The following is a 16,188-nucleotide window of genomic DNA, read 5'->3' as shown; positions in this document are numbered from 1 at the left end:
AAGCCACTGAAGGAATCAGCGCCTAGAGCGCCTCTATCTTCACCTTGATAAGCCCGGCGCGGGGATTGCCGATGGCGCTGAAGGCCGCTTTGGAGAGATCGATGATGCGCCCGCGCGGGAAGTTGCCCCTGTCGTTGACCCTGACCACCACGCTCTTGCCGTTGGCGAGGTTGGTGACCCGCACCATGGCGCCGAAGGGCAGCTCCATGTGGGCGGCGGTGTTGGCGTGGCGCTGATAAGGCTCACCGCTGGCGGTGCGCTTGTTGTGGTAGCGGTCGGCGTAGTAGGAAGCGAGCCCTGTCTCGCTATAGCCGCGCCAGCTGCCGCCGTGGCTCTCGTCATAACGACTGCTGCAGGCCGCCAGCAGCATGGTGAGCGACAGCAGCAGCCCCTTTCGCAAAAATTGCCCCTTTTCAACCATGTGCCTTGTCCTTGCTCCCCTGCGGGGTTGTCGATGCTAATGAAGCGGTAGCGGGCATGAGCGAACCGGCGTGGTGCCGGCCAGCCACGGCCGCGCCGCTACTTTGCCACAGTTTCCAAACAAAACGGGAGGCCAAGCCTCCCGTTTTCATACCTCGTCCGTCAGCCTCTGTCAGGCGATGAGTTTGTCATCGGCGAAGCCGAAGCCGCGCAGACCCACCACATGCACGTGTTCGTGCTTGCCTTGCACCTTGCGGATGAGCTTGTAGGTGGTGCCCTTCTCGGGGCTGATGTTCTCGGGCGCGGCGATAAGCAGCTGCATATCCTGCCGCTCGCACAGCTCGAACAGGGTGGCGATGGATTTGCCATCCAGACGGGCCGCTTCGTCGAGGAACAACAGGCGGCACGGGGCGATGTCCTTGCCGCGCAGACGGCGGGACTCCTCTTCCCAGCTGATCAGCACCATCAGCAGGATGGCCTGACCGGTACCGATCGCCTCGCCGGTGGAGAGCGCACCGCTCTCGGCACGCAGCCAGCCATCGGCCCCGCGCTGCACCTCGATCTCCAGCTCCAGATAGTTGCGATAGTCGAGCAGCACGTCGCCCATCACCTGATAGCTGCGATCCCCCTGCTCCACTTGCGGGTTGAGACGCTGGAACAGCTTGGCCATCGCCTCCGAGAAGCTGAGCTCCTTGTCGGCGAACAGATCGTTGTGCATGGCGGTTTGATCGGCCAGCGCCGTCAGCAGACGGGTATGGGCCTCGCGGATATTGACGTTGAGGCGCACCCCCCGCACCAGACCGAAGGCGATGTTCTGCAAGCCCTGGTTCAGCACCCGGATACGGTTCTGCTCGCGGCGGATGATGTTGGTGATCTTGGCCGCCACCTCGTGGGAAGAGAGCGACAGATGGGTTTCCCGCTGCTTGAGCTCGTCAGCGAGACGGGCCAGCTCGATCTCCATCTCCTCGATCGCCTCTACCGGATCATCGGAGCGGATGATGTCGTTACGGATGCGATCTTTCAGGTAACGGTAGACCTGCACGTAGAAGGCGACCTTCTGCTCGGTGCTGCGGTTGCCCTCCGACAGTCGCAGCGCATCGCGCAGGGCCTCGTCGTGGGCCACCGCCACCCGCAGGGCGCCGAGGGCCTTGTCCGACATGGAGCGCAGCTCGTCGCTGTCAAGGTAGGCCAGCTCGCGCTTATTTAAACGCTTCTCGACGTCGGTCTCCCGCGCCAACCGCACTACCCGCGACCAGCTCGCCTTGTGGCCCACCAGGGATTTACGGGCGCTGTAGTAATCCTTCCCTTCCAGCTTGAGACGGCCGCCAAGGGATTCGATCTCGCGCTTGGTCACCTGCAACTGGGCCTCGGCACTGGTGCGACGGGAACGGGTGCGGATCAGCAGCTCTTCGATCTCTTTCTTGTGGGCGCGCGCCTTCTCTTCCATATCGTCAGAGAGGGTCAGCCCCATGGCTGCCAGCTCCTGCTCGAACTCGGTCAGGGTCTGGCGCTTGGCCTCGACACTGGAGTTAAGCGCAGTGCGCAGCTGCAATGCCTCGGTATGGCGCTGGGCAATCTGCTTGTGCTGCTCGCCAGCGGTACGGGCCGCCAGCTCGGCCGCCTTGAGCTTCTCTTTGAGTCGCTCGCTCATCTCGGAGGCCTTGCCCAGCAAGTCTTGCGCATCCTGATAGGCAAAGTGCGGCAGACGGGCCACCAGCTGATCGAGGGCGTAGCAACGGCGCTTCTGCTCGGCCAGCAAGTCGCTCACCTCATCGTAAGCCGCCTGCAGCGTGGCAAGATCCTGCGGATCCTGACGCAGCACCTGCACCATGGTTTCCAGTTTTTCCAGCGCCTTGCCGTGCTTGGCGATAAAGGCTTCGGCCTGTTTCAGGGCTTCAACGTCAGCGTGAGCCGCCTCAAGGCGGGCTGCCAGATCAGTCTCGGCAAACAGGTGGGCAAAGGGCAGCATCCCCTGCACCAGCTGGATATGGCGAGTCAGCTGGGCGGCGGCCGCTTTGGCCTCGGCCAGCTGCTTGTTGCACTCGGCGATGGTTTCTTGCAGCTTACGCTGCTCGTGCTGTTTGGCCTGCACTTCGGCTTCCGGATCGGGGCGGAAGGCGATATCCAGATGCTGGCCGATAAAGTCGCGGAAGTGGCCGTAGAGACGGTGGAACTTCTGCTGCTCGAAGGCGGCCTTGGCGTAACCCTCGATGAGGCCCTCGCGCTCAAGGTCGAGCTGCTCGATGCGTTTTTCCCGGGCGGCGCGACCAAACAGCGGCAACTCGGGGTAGCGGGAGAAGCGCACCTGACGCTTGCTGGTGCGCACCAGCACGGCGTCCCCCAGCTCGTCCGCTTCCACCAGATCCTCGTCAAAGGAGTCGGGATTGCCCTGAATGAGGTAGATATCTTCCGGGCAATCTTCCAGCTTTTTCAGCCGCTCGATGGCACCCTCAAGGTCGAGCACCACCAGGGCGCTGCGAGCCGGGCCGTAGAGCGCGGAGTAGTAAGGGGCATCGTCGATGGAGATGTCGTCATAGACATCGGAGAGCAGCACGCCCCCCACCTGCTCGGCGATGCGGGCCAGGCGCGGATCCGCCTCGCCAGCCCCCAGCTGCAGGTTGCGAATTTGCAGCTCCAGCGCCTGTTTCTGCGCCGCGATGCGGTTGCTCTCCTGTTCGAACTCGCGCTCCTTGTCGAGCACTGTCTGCATACCGGCCGAAAGCTCTTCGGCAGTGGCGAGCGGCAGACCGCTCTGCTCGCGCAGCTGCTCGAGCTTTTCAAAGGATTTCAGCCAGCGCGGCGCCAGCTTGGTCAGCTCCGCAATATCGCGACCCAGCTGGGTGCCCTGATGCTCGAGGCTGGCGCGGCGCTGGTTCACCTCCGCCTGCTGCTCGGAGAGCTCCTCCTGACGGGTGCGCTGGGCTTCGAGGAAGATCTCCAGCTCGTCCTGGCTCGCAATCAGCTGGCCGGAGGCCTGCTGCAGCTCGTCACGCAAGCGCAGCAGCGCCTGCTGACTTTCGCTCTCTTTCTCGAGGCGAGCCAGCGCGGCGCGCAACCCCTGCCCCTGGGCGATGCGGGCCTTGTCTTCGATATGACGCTTGAGCAGCGCCTGCGCGGTAGGCCAGGCGGCCTCGCGCACTGTCTCGGGGGCGATGCTCAAAAGCAGCGCCAGCGCCGCTTCATGCTCGGCCACCGCCGCCTTGGCCAGCGCCAGCTGTTGCTCGGCCCCCAGCACCCGGCTGGTAAGGCTCTGCTCGGCGCTGCGGAACTGATGCAGGGTGTCGCTCGCCTGTTCGGCGGTCAGCCCCGGCAGCTCGCACTGTTCGCGGGCAGCATCGAGGGCCTGCACCGCCTGACGGTACTGGATGGCGCGGGTCTGCTGGATATCGAGCGCCTGCTGGTAGTCGGCTAGCTGGGTCTTGAGGCTGTCTACCTCTGCCTGCGCCAGCTCCTTGCGCTCTTCCACCTCCAGCAACTGGCCGTGGATCTCCTCCACGATCGCCTGCTGCTGCTCCAGCTTGTCCATCAGCTCCGCCAGATCGGCGCGGTACATCTCGATCTTCTTCTGCAAGCTGACGGCGGCCATCACCTTGGCCAGATGCTCGGCGGCAGATTCCAGCTCGTCGGTCAGCAGTTTTTCGCGATTGGTGAGCTGCTCCACCTCGTCGGCCAGATAGATGGCGCGCTGCTTCTCCTCGGCCAGCAGGCGACGCTTGCCTGCCAGCTCCTGGCGGGCCTTGAGGGCCAGCTCGGAGAGACGGTTCTTCTCGGCGGCGTTGCGCACATAGTCGGCCGCCACATAGTGGGTGGTCTCGGTAATGAGGTTCTTGAACAGATCCCGCTGACCTTGCGTCTCCTTGATCGCCTCCAGGGTACGGCGGTTCTCGTAGATGGCCGCCTCCATGTCCTGGAACGCCTTGCGCACCCCGGAGTTCTCCGGCAGCAGGTATTCGCGCAGTGACCGGCTGATGGACGAAGAGATGCCGCCGTAGAGAGAGGCTTCGATCAGGCGATAGAACTTGCCGCGATCTTTTTGATCACGCAGCTTCTTCGGGGTGATGCCGAACTCGAACATGAAGTTGTGATAGTCGGTCACCGTATTGAACTTGGCGACTTTCAGCGCCCCCAGCTCGGCGGCGGCTCCTTTCAGATCGGCGAAGGCACGTACCCGGCCCTTGCCGTCATCGAGCTTCTCCAGCAGCAGATCGGTGGGTTGCAACTGCTCCGGCACATCCACCAGCGCGAACGGGGTGATGTTGACCTTGTTGTCACGGTTGGCCACCTGCTCCAGGTGAACGCCGACCCAGATCCGCTGCTCGCGGCTGTTCATCACTTCCAGCAGCGAATAGCAGTGGCCGCGCTGCAGCTTGCCGTAGAGCCCCTTGTCGCGGGACGCACTGCTGGAGCCCGCTTCCGTGGTATTACGGAAGTGAAGCAGCGACTGGTCGGGAATGAGCGCCGCGATAAAGGCCGCCATGGTAGTGGACTTGCCCGCACCGTTGCCGCCGGACAGGGTAGTGACCAGCTGGTCGAGATCGAAGGTGCGGGCGAAGAAGCCGTTCCAGTTGACCATGGTCAGGGATTTGAATTTGCCTCTCACGACTTTGCCTCCATCTGGGCCTTGGATTTAACGCTGCAGGTCATCTTCCACCTCCAGTTCAAGCTGCTCTTCATCGAGATCCGCCTCGATATCCTCAAACAGCGAGTCGCTGCTCGGCATCTCGTCGTCGTGGAAGATGGCTTCCCCTTCCTGGATCATCCGCAGCTGGACGGCGCGCGGATCTTCGTCAGAACGCACGTCCGCAGCAAAGCGGAACACCGATTCGTTGACCCGGAATTTGTCGCTGTTGCCAAGGGCGGTGATCATGCCCAAGCGACGCAGACGGCGCATGGAGGTACGGATCTTCTCCAAGAGCTTCTTCTTGTCCAGATCGGTGCCGCCAGAGCGGCTGTTGACCATCCGCAGCAGCTGCTTCTCGTCAGCCAGGCTCAGCACCTCTTCTTGCAGTTCGCCCATGGCGAACACCCCTTCCGAGGCGAGCCGATCCGGGCTCAGGTAGAGGTAACAGAGTACCTTGCCCACCAGCATGTCGAGCTCGGAGAGGACGGTGGTGCCGATGTCGGCGCTCGGGCGCGGGCGCAGATAGAAGAAGCCTTCCGGCGCCTTGATCAGTTCAACCTGATAGCGGCCGTAGAAGATCTCCAGCTCCTGGTGGTACTCCACCAGCGCCGAGTGCTGTTCGAACTCGTCGGCACTGATGTGGCGGCCGGAGCGCAAGGCGGTGTCAATGCGCGGAAACAAGGGGTTGGCAATCGCCTCTGCGAGCCGCAGCGGCAAGGGAAATTCAGTATTGATCAATGACATAGGCCTGAACCTTGGATCCAGCTTGGTTAATGGGTTTCCATGCGGGCTGACGATGCAGCTGGTGCTCGCCGCTGGCATGGCCCAGGCGCACGGCCTGGTCGATCAGAAGACGCGCCACGTCGAAGTGAGCATGGGCCGGGTAGTCCAGCAGGTATTCGCGCAGCACGTCGGCGAGATCCAGCTGCTGACCCTGCTCCGGGTAGCGAGCCAGGTAGCGCTCGATGCGCTCGGCCAGCTCCTGGTTGATGTCCACCATCTCCATGTACTCCATCTCGAGCGGCACCTCGCCGGTTACCTCCTCGTCATGGATGGCGATGGTCTCGTCGCGCAGCTCCAGCAGGCGCGGCTCTTCGGCCACCCGCAGCAACCAGTTGTGTTGCTCGAAATTGCGGATGGAGTCGCGCAGCCGCTGGCTGAAGGCGCGGTTCTTGTCCATGTCGATGGCGTTGCGGATGAACTTGTGGACGTGCCTGTCATAGCGGGCCCACAACTCGATGCACTGCTGGCCCCAGCTGGTGATGACATCCAGCCGCCCCTGCAGGGCGTGGGTCAGCTCCTCGACGTGGAACAGATCGTCGCGCCCCTGCGCCGCTTCCTGAATGTTGAGCAGCCCCGCCTGCAAGCGGTGGCCGGCAGCGTCCAGGGTATCCTGCAGCTCGCGCAGGGTCTGGCCGGTCTCGTGCAGCAGTTTTTCACAGCTGTGGATGGCATCGACCCAGTTCTGGGTCAGCAGGGCCGCGATCTCGTTTTTGACCTGATTCTGCTGCTCGTCCATGGCGCGCTGGGTCAGATCGATGCGCCCCAGCGTCTCTTCCAGCGAGAAGGTGAGCCGTGGCAGCACCTCGGCATCCCATTGCTCGCGGGTGTTGGTCTCGAGCGCCGCCTTGCGGGCGGTGTCGAGCTCGGCCGCCAGGTGTTCGAGCAGGATGGAGAGTTTGATGGAGTCAACCTGGCGCTGATCCATGAAGAAATCGACGATGCTCATGCCAAGGCGCGACAGGCGATAGAGGCTCTCCCCCGCCACCATGTCGGTGTTGAAGCGCGACAGCAGCTGCTGGCGAATGAGATCGTTGATGGCGTTGTTGGCGCGACCGGTGAGGGTCTCGTCCATCTGGCCGAAGGCGTTGCTGACGTAGCCAAAGGCATCGTGCAGCGCCGCTTCCGACAGATCCGATTCATCTTCGGACAGCGTCTTGATTGCAATCAGAAAGGCCAGCCGATCGGTGGGCAGGTTCAACGCCAACCCCTCCTGCCTGACCCATCCCACCATTTCGGGCAGGGTACGGGATGTACTCATCATGATGTTGTCATCTCGTTGTTGTATTGGGCGCAAAGCCTTGCGCGCGGCTACATCCGGTAGCATCAAAAAAAGGGACCTCAGCCGATGGGTTTTTGCGCCATCACGTGGATATAGCGCCCCAGGGAGATAAACGGCTCTTGCCGGCAATATTGCAGCTCCATGGCCAGCAGATCATCGAACTTTTCCCGCTGATCCTGCTTGTGGCGCATGTAGTCGTGGATCACCCGCACCCCGGTCTTGCCGATGATCTTGAGCCCGCCCCGGCCAATCCAGTCGTAGACCTGCTCCGGCAGCTGGGGATTGGTGGGGGTCAGCGCAGTCTGGCGCTTCTTGTTGAGCCCCTGGCGCACGTAGTCAAAATTGCCCACCACCAGGCTCTGGAACAGCAGACCGTGACGGTTGTAAAAAAGCAGCGACAGTATGCCCCCGGCATTGACGAAAGGGAACAGACCGAGCAAGGTCTGGCGCGGCTCGGCGAGCCACTCCAGCACCGCGTGACAGAGCACCAGATCGAAGGTGCCGGTCACGTGTGCTTTAAGATCCTGAATGGGGCAATGGATGAGACGAATTCTGTCTTCCAGCCCCTTCTCGGCGATCTGGCTGCGGGCCAGTGCCAGCATTTCCGCCGACAGATCGCACAGCTCCACCTGATGGCCCATGGCCGCCAGCTTCTGGGCGAAATAGCCAAAGCCGCCCCCCGCATCCAGGATGCGCAGCGGCCGGTTGCCAAGGCGGGCCAGGCAGGCTTCGATGTCGCTCCAGACCACTGTGGTGCGGATGCGCCCCTTGGTGGAGTCATAAATGTTGCGAGCGAACTTGTCGGCGCGCCCGTCAAAACTCTGATCTTGCTTCAAGACGAACTCAACTCTGTGGCCACGGGAAACGGGCCTGACGAAAAAGAGGATATTCTGTCACATCCCGAATTTGCTGAAAACTCAAGGCGCAGCTCCCTCCCCCAGGTGATGAAAAAAACATCGTTTAGCGCCCGCTTTGCCCCCGTTTCGCGCTTTTCGGGGTTGTGCGGGCAGGCATTACACAACCTGTGTGCCTTGATGGCGTCATGCCGCCTTGGGAAGAGGCGCCTATACAAGGGCGCCAAAATCCTTAATAATTTTTTAATGCATTGTTATATAAGGAATAACAAGTGGACGCCCTGTTTGACCTCAAAAAGTGGCTAGGCCAGCTGCTGATGCCGCTCCCCTTCTCCCTCAGCCTGCTGCTGCTGGCGCTCTTGCTGCTCTGGTTCACCCGTTTCCAAAAGAGCGGCAAGCTGCTGGCCACCCTCTCGCTGCTGCTGGTCACCCTGATGGGGATGCGACCGGTGAGCTACGAGCTGGCCCGCGGGCTGGAGCAGACCTTTCCCCCCTTCGAGACAAGCCAGCATCCCGACATCGAGGCCATCGTGGTGCTCGGCAACGGCCATGTCAGCGACCCGGCGGTGCCCGAGCGATCCTGGCAGAACAATATTGCGCTGGCCCGCACCCTCGAGGGGGTACGGCTGGCCCAGGCGTATCCGCAGGCTGAGCTGATTTTTTCAGGCTATGTATCGGGGGATCCCCTGTCGAACGCCGAGGTCAACGCCCGCATGGCGGTGAGCCTCGGCATTCCCCGCGCGCGGATGACGTTGTTTGAAAACAACAAAGACACCCACGACGAGGCGGTCAGCATCAGCGCCCACCTCCAGGGCAAGCGGGTGGCGCTGGTAAGCTCGGCAACCCATCTGCCGCGAGCCATGGCGCTCTATCAGGGTCAGGGACTGAACGCCGTGCCCGCCCCCACCGACTACACCGCCAAGCAGAGTCAGGTGGCGCAGCCCCTCTACAGCTACCTGCCAAAAGGGCGCTATCTGATGTATTCCGAGGCTGCCATTCACGAATGGATTGGGGTATGGTGGGCCCGTTTGCGAGGGCAGGTTAACGATTGAGCAATCGAGCCTTTCATTCCTGATTTGGATCAGGAAAGCGAAAAAAAATTACGTCATTTGCCGCCGGGTCAGCTATCTTGGGCTCGGTTCAATTCATATAATGTCGCGCAATCAAATGCCTAGGAGATATACAAGATGAGACAGCACCTGGTAATGGGTAACTGGAAACTGAACGGCACCAAAGCTTCCGTTGAAGCTCTGATCAAAGGACTGACCCCGGCTGCTGCCGCTCATCCTTCTGTGCAAGTCGCCGTCTGCCCGCCGGTTATCTTTTTGGGTCTGGTTGAGCAACTGACCGCCGGCAGCAAGATTGCCTACGGTGCCCAGAACGCCGACGTTCACGAGTCCGGCGCCTTCACCGGCGAGAACGCTCCGTCCATGCTCAAAGCCTTCGGTTGCACCTACTCCCTGGTCGGCCACAGCGAGCGTCGTACCCTGCACGCAGAGACCGATGAAGTGGTTGCTGCCAAGTACGAAGCCATCCAGAAAGGCGGCCTGATCCCCGTGCTGTGCATCGGTGAGACTCTGGCTCAGTTCGAAGCCGGCACCACCAACTCCGTGGTCGAAACCCAGCTCAAAGCCGTGATCGATCGTTGCGGTATCGCCTCCTTCAACAACGCCGTCGTGGCTTACGAGCCGGTATGGGCCATCGGTACCGGCAAGACTGCCACCCCGGAAATCGCTCAGGCCGTTCACGCTCACATCCGTCAGTACCTGGCCGGCTTCGACGCCGCCGTGGCTGCCAAGGTACAGATCCTGTACGGTGGTTCCGTCACCGGTGCCACCGCTGCCGACCTGTTCGGTCAGCCGGACATCGACGGTGGCCTGGTGGGTGGTGCGTCCCTGAAAGTGGACGACTTCTCCCAGATCATCGCTGGCGCGGCCAAGTAATCGGCTGCCATGGAGGGGGCGCTTGCCCCCTCCTGCATATCGCTTTTCCTATGGCCGCCGCCGCATCCCATAGGAAAGCCGATATAGTAAAAGTGGCTTGTCTCATTCAACCATTTCGTATTCGACAACTCAGATCCAGAGGCACTCATGACCAAACAAATCAAACGTATTGGTGTTTTGACCAGTGGTGGTGACGCACCGGGTATGAACGCAGCCATCCGCGCCGTGGTGCGCGCCGGTCTGCATCATGGCCTGGAAGTCTACGGCATCTATGATGGCTACCTCGGTCTGCACCAGGACCGTATCGTCAAGCTGGAGCGTCACAGCGTCTCCGACGTGGTCAACCGTGGTGGTACCTTCCTCGGCTCCGCCCGTTTCCCCGCCTTCAAAGATCCGAAAGTGCGCGCCGAAGCGATCGAAAATCTGAAAAAGCACGGCATCGACGCCCTGGTGGTGATCGGTGGTGACGGTTCCTACATGGGTGCCAAGAAGCTGACCGAAGAGGGTTTCCCCTGCATCGGCCTGCCGGGCACCATCGACAACGACATCGCCGGTACCGACTTCACCATCGGCTTTGATACCGCGCTGAACGTGGTGGTAGACGCCATCGACCGTCTGCGCGATACCTGCAGCTCCCACCACCGCATCTCCGTGGTCGAGATCATGGGCCGTCACTGCGGTGATCTGGCCATGTCCGCCGCCGTTGCCGGCGGTGCCGAGTACGTGATCGTGCCGGAAGTGGCGTTCGACAAGGACAAGCTGCTGCAACAGATCAAGGAAGGCGAAGCCAAGGGCAAGAAGCACGCCATCATCACCATCTGTGAGCACGTCACCGACGTGAACGCCCTGGCCAAGGACATCGAAGCCCTGACCGGCCGCGAAACCCGCGCCACCATCCTGGGCCACATCCAGCGTGGCGGTACCCCCACCGCGCGTGACCGCATCATGTCCAGCCGGATGGGCGCCTACGCCGTTGAGCAGCTGCTGGCCGGCCACGGTGGCCGCTGCGTCGGCATCCAGCGCAACGAGATGGTGCACCACGACATCATCGACTGCATCGAGAACCTCAAGCGCCCGTTCGATCAGGAGCTCTACGATCTCTCCACCACCCTGTTCTAAGCTCCGCTTTCAGGTTGCTGTGACAAAAGCCCTCCACTGGAGGGCTTTTTCATTGGACCTTTCTCGCCACGCCCGGTGCCATGACACCACCTCGTTGCAACTATCCCTGCGCCCCTCGCAGCGCTTCCTCTGTTTATCGCCTGCCTATCACACCCTTCTTCGGCTAGGGCTCCTTGACCCGTTAACCGATTCAACCAGCATTGCTTCGATTCAGGACCACAGCAACGCGGTACACGGCCCTCTGCAGTCCGGCTTCTGCCGAGAACAGCACCACCTCTCTGCACACTCTTCTTGCTCTGTCTTCTTGCTCTGTCCCTTGGCGTTGCCGACCGCAGATGTTCCATCGGGCAGCCAACATGCCAGGAAAAGATCCGAACAGAGACGAAAAGTGGGCCGACAGAGCACCATCAGCAGAGGGAATTTTGCAATAAAGACGGGAAGAGACATGTCAGAAGGTGGCGTCACGACAGGGAAAAACCGTTCGACTGCGACAAAAACATGTTGGAGACGGAAAATGGCGCTGACAGCAGCCCAAACCATGGCGAGGTCATCACTCCCCCCTAAAAACCGTCATTTTTTGCCGACATAATTTTAAAAAAACAAAAAAGCCTCATATAAAACCCCTCTCCAGCATCACAATGAAATTACCTAATGCATTGTTTTAATTGAAATAACTTAATAAGTCACGTCTCTGCACCGCAGGATATGACCATCAAGACGATAAAATGAGCTTAAAAATGCAAAAATGAAGCTTTCGATACGCACCAGACAGATTAAAGCCAATAAATGCAATCTACTATTGTTTTACCGCACAATTGTGGTATCTTGGTTCCATCAACAGTCAGCCAAGGGAGACAAAAATATGAAAGAGTTTGTGGTTACTGCAGTTTTTACTGTGTTTTTCACTCTGGTTGCCGTCTCTCTGCCGTCACTGTCACAACTTTGAGGCGGTTAGTTGCCCACTCAGCGATCCTTATGGGCAACGACAGGCATCGCCACGCTGGTTAATTCACCGCTTGATGTCATTTTTTGGTGGTTCATCGAAAACAGCGACCAATGCGGCCATTAGTACGACCAAGCGAACATAATTACAGCTGCCTGCCAGAGGTAGCCTGTCAACAGGGGGAGCCAGTGGCTCCCCCTGTTGCATTTGCGTCTGCGGGATTTACTCTTGCCCCCCTGCCCGTCACAATATCCGCTGGATTCGCCATGCAGGAATTACCATGACACAAGATGCGCTAAGCCATTGGCGTCGTGATCTTCATCGTCTGCCCGAAGCGGCCTGGTGTGAATTTCGTACCAGCTCCCTCATCGCCCACCACCTCAGTGAACTCGGTTTCTCCATCATGCTGGGCGACAAGCTGCTGGCCAGCAACCTCATCATGGGCCGCAACATCGACGTGCAGGCCCAGAAGGAGCGAGCCCTGCGCCAGGGAGCCCATCCGGACTGGCTGGGCAGGATCGAAGAGATAACGGGCGTGATGGGGCTGTGGGACAGCGGCCGTCCCGGCCCGACCCTGGCCTTTCGCTTCGACATCGATGCGGTGGAGGTCGAAGAGAGCCAGGATGAGCTGCATCCCCCCAGCCAGGAGGGGTGGCACTCGCGCAATGCCGGCTGGATGCACGCCTGCGCCCATGACGGTCATACCGCCATCGGGCTGGTACTGGCCGAGCGGATCGCCGCCCTCGCCGATCGGCTGAACGGCCGCATCAAGCTGTTCTTCCAGCCCGCCGAAGAGGGCTGTCGCGGCGGCAAGGCGCTGGCCGCCGGCGGTCAACTCGACGACGTGGATGCCCTGCTGGCGCTGCACATCGGCATTCATGCCAACAGCGGCGAGCTGGTGGTCAATCCCACCGAGTTTCTCTGCTCCACCAAATTCGACGTGGAGTTCATGGGGCGTGCCGCTCACGCGGGGCTTGAGCCCAACGCCGGCAGCAATGCGCTGGCGGCTGCCTGCATGGCCACCACCGCCATGCTCGGCATCGCCCGCCACCGCGATGGCATGACCCGCATCAACGTGGGCCAGCTCCATGGCGGCAGCGGCCGCAACGTGATCCCGGGTCACGCCCTGTTGCAGGGGGAGACCCGGGGCGCCACACCGGCCCTCAACGATTATATGTTCAGCCAGGTGCAGCAGATGGTGGAAGGGGCAGCCATGATGCAGGGCGCCACCTACCTCATCCGCAAGCAGGGTGAAGCCATCGGCATCGACAACAGTCCGGCCCTGCTCGAAGAGATCATCCCGCTCGCCCAGGCGCTCAAACTGGAAACCATCCATACCCGCCGTTTCGGCGCCAGCGAGGACGCGGGCTTTCTCATCGAACGAGTGCAGCGAAGCGGTGGCGAGGCGGCCTACCTGATCCTGGGAGCCAATCTGGCGGCGCCCCATCATCACCCGGAGTTCGACTTCGACGAGGCCGTGCTGGCCCCCGGCGTGGCACTGCTGGAGTCCTGGTTGCTGGCTCGACTCGGCCGCTAGCAAACAGCCGGATACAAGCAAGGCAGCCCGCGGGCTGCCTTGTTTTTTTCACCCCTTGCCTGGCAAGGGGCTGGTTGCATCTACTGTCCCAGCACGATGGCCGAGAGGTGGGCGAAGTGGTGGATCTCGTGGGTCGCCTCGCACGGACCATCCTGGCGAGCCGGGTTGTACCAGCAGGTTGCCAGCCCCTGCGCCGCGGCGCCGGCGATATCGGTCTTGGGGTTGTCCCCCACCATCAGCACCCGCGCCGGATCCGGGCGCTGCATCAACTCGAGGGCATGCTGGAAAATGGCCGCCGCCGGCTTGGTCACCTGTACCTCGTCCGAGATCACCAGCGGCTCGAACCACGCGTTCCAGCCCAGCTTGTCGAGGCGGCCGCGCTGCGGCAGGCTGAAACCGTTGGTGATGATCCCCATCTTCACCTTGCTCTTCAACGCCTGCAGGGTCTCCACCACCCCCTCCAGCGGCATGCTCAGGGCGATGATCTGCTGCAGGAAGGTATCGTTCATCGCCATCGGCGCCACGTCCACCTGTTCGGCAAAGAGCGAAAAACGGGTCTGCTGCAGGTGGGCGGCATCGATCTCGCCGGAGTTGTACTGCTGCCAGAGCCGGTGGTTGAGGGCATGGTACTCCGCCATCTTGGGCGGGGTCGGCGTCACGCCGTAAATGTGCAGCGTCTGTTCCAGCGCCTGGGCGACCGGGAAATCGAGCAGTGTTTCGTCCAGATCGAACAACACCCAGTCATAACTTGGTACTTTCACGGGATCCCTTACTGTTCTGGTTGATCAAATTCATTGCGCCGCCCCAGCGGGCCGGCCAGCAGATCCAGTGTCAATCTGACCCCGAATCCGGTCACCTCGCTGCTGACCACGCCATTGCCGCCCTTGTTGCGAAAACCGCTCAAATCGAGGTGCAGCCAGGGGGTCTGGGCGGGGACGAAGCGGCTGAGGAAGCGGGCCGCATCGATGTGATCCGGCGACGAGCCCGGCGCACACTGTAACAGATCGGCCCACTCGCTATCGAGGTTGTCGTCGTAGTCCTCATCCAGCGGGAAGGGCCAGATCCGCTCGCCGCTGCGCTGGCCAAGATTGATCAGCTCCCCCAGCCACTGGGGGCGGTTGGTGAAGGCGCCGCTGTAACGGCTGCCGAGCGCCCGCTTGCAGGCCCCAGTCAGGGTGGCGTAGTCGATCAGCAGATCCGGATTGTCCTGCACCGCCATGCAGAGGGTATCCGCCAGCACCATGCGCCCCTCGGCATCGGTGTCCACCACCTCGATGGTGGTGCCGTTGAGGGCGGTCACCACCTCCCCCGGTCGGTAGGCGAGCGGGCCTATGTGGTTCTCGGCGATGGCGAGCCAGCAGTGCACCTCATAGGGCAACCTGGCCCGACTGATGGCATGGAGCGTCCCCAGCGCCACCGCGCTGCCCCCCATGTCCAGGTGCATGCCATACATGCTGCCGGAGATCTTGAGGTTGTAGCCGCCCGAATCGTGGCAGATCCCCTTACCCACCAGTGCCAGCCGCCGCACCGCATTGGGTGGGCAGTAGCTCAGCTTGACCATGGCGGCCTGGTTGTCTTCCGAGCCGCGCGCCACCGCGATGAAGGCGCCGGCCCCCCGCTCGGCGAGTTGGGCCTGATCGTATTCATGCCACTGCCAGCCCTCGCTCTGGGCGAGCTGACGCACCCACTCCCGGTAGCTGCGGGCGGTCAGATCGGAGGCCGGCGACACCGCCAGATGGCGCGCCAGACCGTTGCCTTCCGCCTCGGCATAGATCCGCGCCAGATCCAGCACGCAATTGGGGGACACCGCAATCTGCTGGTAGCGCCAGGGATCTTCGCTGCGATGCTTGTGACTGGGCAGCGGCACGTTGGCGGCCAGCAAGGTGGCCAGCACCAGTTCTGCCAACAGCGTGGTATCAGCCTCGTCAAAGCCTTCCAGGTGCAACCCCAACCGCTCGATCTTGAGCCCGGCCAGCGGCGCAACCCAGCCGCGCACCTGCTTGTAGAGGGCATGATCGCGCGCGGGGTGTACCGGCAGGAAGATCAGCAGTTGCAGGGTATTGTGCAGCACCAGGCTGTAGGGCGCTTTTTGCCCCAGCGCGATCTGGGCGCCGACGGCGGCAAATTCGGGCAGGGCCAGCAGGCTTTCGCGGCGATCTTCGGCGCAGATCAGCAGATTGGCGGCCAGGGCGTTGGTGAGGACGGCAGCGAGGCCGGCGTCGTGAATGTCGATCTGCGGCGGCAGATAGGTAAATGGTTGCATCATTGGGCAAGGCCCTCATCCATGAAGAGATACCAGTGATGATACCCAACAAAGCGGGGTCACAGCCAGATTTGCACTTGAAAATCAATATCAAGCGTGAAGGCGACACAAAGCAGAACGACCGCGAAGGCGGCTGGATGACAAACTGTGAGATTGACGTAATAGAGATAGGAAGTTGGTTGCGGGGGCCGGATTTGAACCGACGACCTTCGGGTTATGAGCCCGACGAGCTACCGAGCTGCTCCACCCCGCGTCCGAATTGTACTGCCACCACAAGAGACAGAGCAGATGCCTCTTGCTGTCTTCGTCTCCACCGCAGGCGCTAGCGCTTGCCATGGATACAAATAGTTGGTTGCGGGGGCCGGATTTGAACCGACGACCTTCGGGTTATGAGCCCGACGAGCTACCGAGCTGCTCCACCCCGCG

The 16,188-nt window shown here is 61.5% G+C and carries 11 protein-coding genes and 2 tRNA genes; 4 read left to right on the top strand and 9 right to left on the bottom strand.

Annotated elements, in window-relative coordinates:
• Positions 1-22 precede the first annotated feature (22 nt).
• The 5 genes from OKC29_RS01840 to cmoM all read right to left on the bottom strand — a co-directional run bounded on the left by OKC29_RS01840 (position 23) and on the right by cmoM (position 7,939).
• The gene (locus tag OKC29_RS01840) at positions 23-421 is read right to left on the bottom strand and encodes a septal ring lytic transglycosylase RlpA family protein (protein ID WP_162275680.1); all 399 of its coding nucleotides are present in this window, start codon (positions 419-421) and stop codon (positions 23-25) included.
• Between the two features lie 171 nt (positions 422-592).
• Entirely contained in the window at positions 593-5,020 is a 4,428-nt protein-coding gene (gene mukB, locus OKC29_RS01835; protein ID WP_073350144.1) for a chromosome partition protein MukB, read from the bottom strand.
• 27 nt (positions 5,021-5,047) lie between these two features.
• Complete coding sequence (mukE, locus tag OKC29_RS01830; RefSeq protein WP_011706220.1) at positions 5,048-5,785, bottom strand: chromosome partition protein MukE; 738 nt, start codon at positions 5,783-5,785, stop codon at positions 5,048-5,050.
• On the bottom strand, positions 5,766-7,085 hold the full coding sequence (gene mukF, locus OKC29_RS01825) for a chromosome partition protein MukF (protein WP_073350142.1): 1,320 nt from the start codon (positions 7,083-7,085) through the stop codon (positions 5,766-5,768). Before mukF ends, mukE begins: the two co-directional genes overlap by 20 nt.
• Before the next feature lie 77 nt (positions 7,086-7,162).
• Positions 7,163-7,939 (bottom strand): tRNA uridine 5-oxyacetic acid(34) methyltransferase CmoM, encoded by a 777-nt coding sequence (gene cmoM / locus OKC29_RS01820; protein WP_039215017.1) that lies wholly within the window; start codon positions 7,937-7,939, stop codon positions 7,163-7,165.
• Positions 7,940-8,238: 299 nt separating this feature from the next.
• On the opposite strand from cmoM, the gene elyC reads away from it, so the two are divergent.
• The 4 genes from elyC to OKC29_RS01800 all read left to right on the top strand — a co-directional run bounded on the left by elyC (position 8,239) and on the right by OKC29_RS01800 (position 13,499).
• A complete protein-coding gene (gene elyC / locus OKC29_RS01815; RefSeq protein ID WP_162275820.1) occupies positions 8,239-9,009 on the top strand; it encodes an envelope biogenesis factor ElyC in 771 nt (256 codons plus the stop codon).
• Between the two features lie 135 nt (positions 9,010-9,144).
• A complete protein-coding gene (tpiA, locus tag OKC29_RS01810; protein WP_073350137.1) occupies positions 9,145-9,900 on the top strand; it encodes a triose-phosphate isomerase in 756 nt (251 codons plus the stop codon).
• Between the two features lie 147 nt (positions 9,901-10,047).
• Positions 10,048-11,019, top strand: coding sequence for a 6-phosphofructokinase (gene pfkA, locus OKC29_RS01805; protein WP_011706225.1), 972 nt, complete (start codon positions 10,048-10,050; stop codon positions 11,017-11,019).
• 1,223 nt (positions 11,020-12,242) lie between these two features.
• A complete protein-coding gene (locus tag OKC29_RS01800) occupies positions 12,243-13,499 on the top strand; it encodes a M20 family metallo-hydrolase (RefSeq protein ID WP_043122694.1) in 1,257 nt (418 codons plus the stop codon).
• A gap of 80 nt (positions 13,500-13,579) precedes the next feature.
• Here the strand turns inward: OKC29_RS01800 and yjjG are convergent, their stop codons facing one another.
• The 4 genes from yjjG to OKC29_RS01780 form a co-directional block, all read right to left on the bottom strand.
• Complete coding sequence (yjjG, locus tag OKC29_RS01795) at positions 13,580-14,260, bottom strand: pyrimidine 5'-nucleotidase (RefSeq protein WP_011706227.1); 681 nt, start codon at positions 14,258-14,260, stop codon at positions 13,580-13,582.
• Between the two features lie 8 nt (positions 14,261-14,268).
• On the bottom strand, positions 14,269-15,765 hold the full coding sequence (locus OKC29_RS01790; RefSeq protein ID WP_073350135.1) for a M17 family metallopeptidase: 1,497 nt from the start codon (positions 15,763-15,765) through the stop codon (positions 14,269-14,271).
• A gap of 173 nt (positions 15,766-15,938) precedes the next feature.
• Positions 15,939-16,015, bottom strand: a tRNA-Met gene (locus OKC29_RS01785).
• Between the two features lie 96 nt (positions 16,016-16,111).
• Positions 16,112-16,188 (bottom strand) — tRNA-Met (locus OKC29_RS01780).

This window comes from Aeromonas sp. QDB34 (genome assembly GCF_027705405.1).
In the GTDB taxonomy this organism is placed as follows: domain Bacteria; phylum Pseudomonadota; class Gammaproteobacteria; order Enterobacterales; family Aeromonadaceae; genus Aeromonas; species Aeromonas hydrophila.
This window is presented reverse-complemented; position numbering and strand designations above follow the sequence as displayed.

Excerpts from the sequence above, each read along its gene's own strand:
- OKC29_RS01790 (WP_073350135.1), bottom strand. The coding sequence starts at position 15,765 with ATGATGCAACCATTTACCTATCTGCCGCCGCAGATCGACATTCACGAC.
- mukF (WP_073350142.1), bottom strand. The coding sequence starts at position 7,085 with ATGATGAGTACATCCCGTACCCTGCCCGAAATGGTGGGATGGGTCAGG.
- OKC29_RS01840 (WP_162275680.1), bottom strand. The coding sequence starts at position 421 with ATGGTTGAAAAGGGGCAATTTTTGCGAAAGGGGCTGCTGCTGTCGCTC.
- pfkA (WP_011706225.1), top strand. The coding sequence starts at position 10,048 with ATGACCAAACAAATCAAACGTATTGGTGTTTTGACCAGTGGTGGTGAC.
- mukE (WP_011706220.1), bottom strand. The coding sequence starts at position 5,785 with ATGTCATTGATCAATACTGAATTTCCCTTGCCGCTGCGGCTCGCAGAG.
- tpiA (WP_073350137.1), top strand. The coding sequence starts at position 9,145 with ATGAGACAGCACCTGGTAATGGGTAACTGGAAACTGAACGGCACCAAA.
- OKC29_RS01800 (WP_043122694.1), top strand. The coding sequence starts at position 12,243 with ATGACACAAGATGCGCTAAGCCATTGGCGTCGTGATCTTCATCGTCTG.